This is a genomic window from Streptosporangium sp. NPDC006013 (assembly GCF_040614275.1).
In the GTDB taxonomy this organism is placed as follows: Bacteria; Actinomycetota; Actinomycetes; order Streptosporangiales; family Streptosporangiaceae; genus Streptosporangium.
Genome location: NZ_JBEXUE010000604.1, coordinates 1 through 5,225 on the forward strand (window position 1 = coordinate 1; position 5,225 = coordinate 5,225).

Here is a 5,225-nt window from a genome sequence, read left to right on the forward strand (position 1 = left end):
GGCGAGGAGGCCGCGGGCTTCCGCGAGGAGTTCGAAGGAGCGCAGCCAGGCCTTCCGGGATCGCGGTGGACTATGCCTCGCATTCGGCTCAGGTGGATCTGATCGGTGCGGAGCTGGCTCAGGTCCTGGCGGAGGTGGCTCCGCGTGCGGTGCGGGTGCCGATGTTGTCGACGGTGACCGGTCAGTGGGTGGAGGGGCCGGAGCTCGACGCGGGGTATTGGTGTGACAACCTGCGCAACACGGTGGCCTTCGCCCCGGCGATCGGGCAGCTGCTGGAGCAGCGGTATCGGGTGTTTGTGGAGGTGAGCCCGCATCCGGTGCTGACGGTCGGTATCGGCGAGTGCGTTGATGAGGGCGACGCCATCACGGTGATCGCCGGGACGTTGCGTCGTGACGAGGGTGGGCTGGATCGGGTCCTGGTCTCGGCGGCCGAGCTGTTCGTCCGCGGCGTGCGGGTGGACTGGCGGCCGGTACTGACCGGCGGACGCCGGGTCGACCTGCCGACCTACGCCTTCCAGCACCAGCGGTACTGGCCGAACGCCAGACAGAGCGGTGATGCCCGCGTCCTGGGCCTGTCCGCGACGAGGCACCCTCTGCTCGGGGCGGCCATGGGCCTGGCCGATTCCGATGGGACGGTGCTGACCGGGCGATTGTCCGTGAGTACGCAGCCGTGGCTGGCCGATTACGTGGTGGCGGGTTCGGTGGTCGTGCCGGGCAGCGTGTTCGTGGAGCTGGCGGTCCGGGCGGGCGACCAGGTCGGCTGTGACCTGGTGGAGGAGCTGACGCTGGCCGCGCCGCTGGCCCTCGTCGAGCACGACGCGGTCGTGGTGCAAGTGTCGGTGGGCGCGCCACAGGAGTCTGGCCGCCGGAGTCTGAGTGTTTACACGCGTTCGGCGGAAGCGGCCGATGATGCGCCGTGGGTGCTGCACGCCACCGGCACGCTCACCACGGGCGCCCTCGCGCCCTCGCCTGCCGAGCCGTTCGATGCGGCGGTGTGGCCTCCGGCCGGCGCGACCGCGATCGAGCTGGATGGGTTGTACGAGGAACTGGCGGAGGAGGGCTTCGCATACGGTCCGGCGTTCCAGGGATTGCGGGCGGCCTGGCGGGGCGCTGACGGCGAGGTTTTCGCCGAGCTGAGCTTGCCGGAGCAGGTCAGCGGGGCAGGGGAGTTCGGGTTGCACCCGGCGTTGCTGGACGCGGCGTTGCATGTGGTGCCTTTCGTCGGGCTGAACACGGCGGGAAGCGGCTGGTTGCCGCTCTCCTGGCAGGAGATGTGCCTGCACGCGGGCGGGGCATCGGTGCTGCGGGTGCGGCTGGCCAGGTCGGGCGGCGAGTCGGTGTCACTGAACGCGGTGGACGCGACGGGTGCGCCGGTTGTGTCGGCGCGGTCGGTCGTGCTGCGGCCGATCTCCGCCGGGCACTTGGCCATCTCCGATGGAGCCGGTCGGGATGGGCTGTTCCGGGTGGAATGGTCCGTGGTCGGCGGTCTGCCGGAAGGAGGCCCGGTACCGGCGGTGGTGCTTGGCCTGGACACGCTGGGTGTCGCGGCGGCGCTGCGGGCGGCCGGGGACGACACGGCCGGGGAACTGGCCTGGGATAACGCGGTCGGAGAGTCAGGCACGCTTTCGGTGCCGGTCCACGTGGATCTCTCGTCTCTGGTGGAGGCGGGTCCGGTCCCGGGCGTGGTGTTGACGGAGATGGTTTCGGATCCGGCGGCCGGTGTGGTGGAGTCGGCGCATGAGCTGACTACCCGTGTACTGGATCTGCTGCAGCGGTGGCTGGCGGATGAGCGGTTCGTCGATTCGCGTCTGGTGTTCCTCACCCGGGGCGCGGTCGCGACCGATACCGGTGCGGAGGGCGAAGCGGCGCCGGATCCGGTTGTGGCGGCGGCTCGAGGTCTTGTCCGTAGCGCCCAGTCGGAGAATCCCGGCCGGTTCCTGCTGATCGACGTGGATGAGCAGGAGATCTCGGCACCGGTGTTGGCCGGGGTGCTGGCGTCGGGTGAGCCGCAGGTGGCGTTGCGCGGGGGTGAGGTGCTGGTTCCGCGCCTGGCGCGGGTGCCGCTCGGCGATGACCTTGTCGAGGAGGGTGCCCGTTCGTGGGATCCGGACGGGACGGTGCTGATCACTGGTGGTACCGGTGGTCTGGGTGCGCTGTTCGCGCGGCATGTGGTGGCCGAGCGGGGTGTGCGGCATCTGCTGCTGGCCAGCCGCCGGGGCGCGGAGGCTCCGGGTGCGGTGGAGCTGCGGGCGGAGCTGATCGCGCACGGGGTCGAGGTCGAGGTCGCGGCCTGTGACATGGCCGACCGGGATCAGGTGGCGGACCTGCTGGCCGGGATCGATGCCGGGCATCCGCTGACCGCGATCATTCACACCGCGGGTGTGCTGGCCGATGGGACGATTCCGTCGCTGTCGGCGGAGCGGCTGGAGAGCGTGCTGCGGCCGAAGGTGGACGCGGCCTGGCATCTGCACGAGCTCACCCAGGACATGGACCTGGCCGGGTTCGTGGTGTTCTCCTCGATGGCCGGGGTGATGGGCAACGCCGGTCAGGGCAACTACGCGGCGGCGAATGCGTTCGTGGACGCGCTGGCCCAGCTACGCCGGGCGCAGGGGTTGTCTGGGTTGTCGCTGGCGTGGGGCCTGTGGGAGCAGGAAACCGGGATGACCGGCGGCCTCGGGGCGATCGATCTGCGGCGGATGGCGCGGGCGGGCATGCCGGCGCTGTCGGCCGAGCAGGGGCTGGCGGTGTTCGAGGCGGCCACCGCGTCGGGGCAGACGTCGGTGGTGGCGGCGCGGCTGGATCTCTCGGTCCTGCGGTCGCTTGGTCAGGTACCGCATCTCATGCGTGGTCTGGTCCGTGTGGGTCGCCGGTCGGCGGTCTCCACCCCGGTGGGCGGGGATTCGGAGCTGGTGCGGCGGCTGGCGGGGCTGGATGAGGCCGAGCAGGTGCGGCTGGTGGTTGAGCTGGTGCGCGCTCAGGCCGCGGTGGTGCTGGGGCATGCGTCGGCGGAGGCGATCCAGCCGGGACGGGAGTTCCGCGAGCTGGGCTTCGACTCCCTCACCGCGGTGGACCTGCGCAACCGGTTGAACGTCGCGACAGGGTTGCGGCTGCCGGCGACGCTGGCGTTCGACTACCCGACGCCGACCGTGCTGGCGCGGTTCCTGGTGTCGGAGCTGCTGGGCCGTCAGGACCAGGCGGCAGCCTCGGGTGTGGTGGCCGGGCAGAGGGCCGCAGTGGCGGACGATCCGATCGCGATCGTGGGGATGAGCTGCCGGTTCCCCGGTGGGGTGGACTCGCCGGAAGACCTGTGGCGGTTGCTGTCCGAGGGCGAGGACGCGATCTCGCCGGTCCCGGCCGATCGGGGCTGGGATCTGGAGATGCTGTCCGGGGCGGGTCTCGACATCCAGGGCGGATTCCTGGCGGATGTGGCCGGTTTCGACGCCGGGTTCTTCGGGATCTCCCCGCGTGAGGCTTTGGCGATGGATCCGCAGCAGCGGTTGCTGCTGGAGGGGGTGTGGCAGGCCGTCGAGCGTGCCGGGATCGACCCGGTCTCGCTGAAGGGCAGCCACACCGGCGTGTTCGTGGGCACCAACGGCCAGGACTACATGAGCCTGGTGATGAACGCCCCAGACGCGGAAGGCCACGGCATAACCGGCATGGCGGCCAGCGTGTTGTCGGGCCGTCTCTCGTACACGCTGGGGCTGGAAGGCCCGGCGGTGACAGTGGACACCGCCTGCTCGTCGTCACTGGTGGCGATGCACATGGCGGCGCAGGCGCTGCGCTCGGGCGAGTGCGGCCTGGCGCTGGCGGGCGGTGTGACGGTGATGGCCACCCCGATCGGATTCGTCGGCTTCGGCGCGCAAGGGGGACTGGCGCCTGACGGTCGTTGCAAGGCGTTCTCCGACACCGCGGACGGCACCACCTGGTCCGAGGGCGTGGGCATGCTGGTCATGGAGCGGTTGTCGGACGCCCGCCGTAACGGCCATGAAGTGCTCGCGATCGTGCGTGGGTCGGCGATCAACCAGGACGGCGCGTCCAACGGCTTGACCGCGCCGAACGGTCCTTCGCAGCAGCGGGTGATCCGCCAGGCGCTGGCCGCTTCGGGGCTGTCGCCGTCCGAGGTGGACGCGGTCGAGGCGCACGGCACCGGAACCCGGCTGGGTGACCCGATCGAGGCCCAGGCACTGCTGGCCACGTACGGCAAGGACAGGCCGGAGGACCACCCGCTACTGCTGGGCGCGATCAAGTCCAACATCGGGCACACGCAGGCGGCGGCAGGAGTGGCCGGCGTGATCAAGATGGTGCTGGCCATGCGGCATGGTGTGCTGCCCAAGACGTTGCACGTGGACGAGCCGTCCTCGCACGTGGACTGGTCGGCCGGTGCGGTGGAGCTGCTGACCGAGCCCGCCGAGTGGCCGCGGAACGGTCACCCGCGCCGGGCCGGTGTCTCCTCCTTCGGGATCAGCGGCACCAACGCCCACGTGATCCTCGAGCAGGGGTCGGCGGATCCGCGGATCGAGGCGCCGCCCGCGGTCGCGGGTGTGGTTCCGGTGCTGCTGTCGGCCCGTACGGCAGGGGTGTTGCGGGAGCAGGCGGATCGGCTGGTGTCCCATGTGGAGGGCCATCGTGAGGTGGCGCTGGCCGACACCGCGTTCTCGCTGGCCACGACCCGTCCGGCGTTCGAGCATCGCGCGGTGGTGTTGGCCGGCGACCACGATGGTGCGCTTGCCGGGCTGAGCGCGCTGGCGGACGACCGCCCGAGCGCGGTCGTGGTGCGCGGGGTGGCCGGTGCGGAGCCCAGGCTCGCGGTGTTGTTCACCGGTCAGGGCAGCCAGCGGGCGGGGATGGGCCGCGAGCTGTACGAGCGGTTCCCGGTGTTCGCCAAGGCCCTGGACGCGGTGATCGCGGAGCTGGACCCGATGCTCGACGGTTCGCTGCGTGAGGTGCTGTTCGCCGACCAGACCGGGCTGCTGGATCAGACGGGCTGGGCGCAGCCGGCGCTGTTCGCGCTGGAGACCGCCCTGTTCCGACTGGTCGAGTCGTGGGGTGTACGGCCGGATGTGCTCGCCGGTCATTCGATCGGGGAGATCACGGCGGCTCACGTGGCCGGGGTGCTGTCGCTGGCCGATGACCCCGAGCCAGTACACCGGGATCGGCGACGTGCACGAGTTCGTGTACGGGCGCAAGCTCAAGGAGCAGTTCGCCGGGCAGATCAAGAACCTGCA

General features: G+C 71.0%; 1 protein-coding gene. It reads left to right on the forward strand.

Annotation, left to right across the window (positions count from 1 at the left end; translation table 11 throughout):
- Positions 1-59 precede the first annotated feature (59 nt).
- Positions 60-5,225, forward strand: a 5,166-nt coding sequence (locus ABZ260_RS45885) for an SDR family NAD(P)-dependent oxidoreductase (RefSeq protein WP_355630805.1), incomplete at its 3' end; no start/stop codon positions are given.